This window comes from Streptomyces flavofungini, from assembly GCF_041028215.1.
GTDB classification, from domain to species: Bacteria; Actinomycetota; Actinomycetes; order Streptomycetales; family Streptomycetaceae; genus Streptomyces; species Streptomyces flavofungini_B.
Map to the genome: position 1 here is coordinate 1 of NZ_JASKYR010001277.1, position 1,228 is coordinate 1,228.

1 protein-coding gene is annotated in these 1,228 nt (G+C 70.9%); it reads right to left on the reverse strand.

Annotated elements, in window-relative coordinates; genetic code table 11:
* Positions 1-5: 5 nt before the first annotated feature.
* The gene (locus tag AB8Z36_RS40400) at positions 6-941 is read right to left on the reverse strand and encodes a DMT family transporter (protein ID WP_369218331.1); all 936 of its coding nucleotides are present in this window, start codon (positions 939-941) and stop codon (positions 6-8) included.
* Positions 942-1,228: the final 287 nt, after the last annotated feature.

Consider the following 1,228-nt stretch of genomic DNA (forward strand, 5'->3'; position numbering starts at 1 on the left):
CGGCCCTACTTCGCGCGGGCCGCGCCCAGCACGACCCCGCCCAGGATCAGGCCCATGCAGAGCACCTGGAGCCATCCCATCGCCTCGCCGAGCAGCGCGAAGGAGAGCAGGGCGACGCAGACCGGCTGGAGGTAGTAGACGACCCCGGCGCGGGCCGCGCCGATGACCGAGACGGCCTTGTTCCAGGCGAAGAAGGCGACCGCCGACGAGACCACGCCCACGTACAGGAGCGGCGAGACGGTGCCGACGGTCGGGGTGAAGCCGCCCTGGACGGCGTAGCTGGCCACGAACACCGGCAGCAGCATCAGCGCCCCGAGCACGAAGGTCGAGAAGAGGAAGGGCAGCCCGCCGATCTCCGCGGGCCTGCGCTTGAGCAGCGCGCTGTAGGAGCCGAACGAGAGCGCCCCCGCGATGACCCACAGGTCGCCGACCGCGAAGTCCATGGCCAACGAGCCCTTGCTGACCAGGAGCAGGACACCGGCGCAGGCGATGGCCATGCCGGTCACACGGCGCGCCCCGAGCCGGACGCCGCCGAGCCGTTCGTACCCGGCCATCAGCACGGGCGAGGCCGCCATGATCATGCCCATGTTGCCCGCGCTGGTGGTCATCCCCGCCTGGTTCACGAGGGTGTTGTAGACGGTGACGCCGAGCAGGGAGGCGAGGAGCAGGAAGCGGAGGTGGCGCCGGAGGACCCGCCGCTGCCGCCAGGCCTCCCGCACCGCGAACGGCGCCACCGCCGCGATGGCGATGATCCAGCGCCAGAACGCGTGCTGGATGGGCGGCACGGTGTCGTGCAGGGCGCGCGAGGTGACGAAGCTGCCCGACCAGACGACCGTGGCGAGTGCCGCGAGGGCGAGGCCGACACCGATGGGGCGGCCCGCGCCCGGCTTCGCGGACGACGCCGTGACGGTGGGGGTGGGGGTCCGGTCGAGGAGCGCCACGGGGTATCCCTTGCCTCTCTCCCCGCGTGGGCGGGGATGTGGTCATGTGCGCAAGTACGTCAGTGCGTCTGTGCGTCTGTGCGTCTGTGCGGGACAACCGTGACACCCCCCAACCCATCACGTCCATCGAATCTTTCCGACTTGACCTTTAAGGTGAACTAAACGTACGTACTCCGTGGGCGACCTCCCCGCGATCAGATCAGCCTCCGCTCCCTGAGCGCCGCCGCCACCTCCGTCTCCCTCGCCTCCTCCGCGGCCCACGCCACATAGCCGTCGGGGCGCCGGAC